1 protein-coding gene is annotated in these 536 nt (G+C 64.0%); it reads right to left on the reverse strand.

Annotation, left to right across the window (positions count from 1 at the left end):
- Window positions 1-536 (reverse strand): KR domain-containing protein (locus ACL02S_RS24180; RefSeq protein WP_412804795.1); only part of this gene is annotated, 536 nt, incomplete at both ends.

Raw genomic sequence — 536 nt, forward strand, 5'->3', positions numbered from 1 at the left:
TCGAATTCAGGCCCAGGTCCGGCACCGGTATGGTCAGGTCGATGGTTTCGGCCGATACTCCCATCACGATGGCCAGTTGTTCGGCGAGCAGGCGCGCGATCGTGTTCGTGCGTTCGGCTTCGTCGAGGTTGGTGAGTTCGGAGCGCAACCGTGCTGCGGCCGAATCCTGCTCTGTCGCGGCGGCGATCATGCCCTCGAGCCGACCGAGCAACGTCACCTGTTTGCCCATGCCCACAACCCGTTTCCAGTCCATCCCGCCGATGCCGGCTTGGATGACGCCGAGCCGCAGTGTTTGTTCCAGGTACTGCGGTCCGTCGGCCATGTCTAGGGGTTCGAAGCCCAGACTGTGCAGATAGTGGGTGACATTCTCATCGGCGGCGGCCATCCCCGCACCGGTCATGAGCCCCCAGCCGACTGCCAGCGCCGGGACGCCCTGCCGGGCCAGCGCCTGCGCGAACGTTTCCAATGCGAGATTGGCCGCGATGTAAGAGTATTGGCCTATATTGCCGAAAGCGGAGCCGGCGGAGGAGAACAGG

The organism is Nocardia spongicola, from assembly GCF_047200775.1.
GTDB lineage: Bacteria > Actinomycetota > Actinomycetes > Mycobacteriales > Mycobacteriaceae > Nocardia.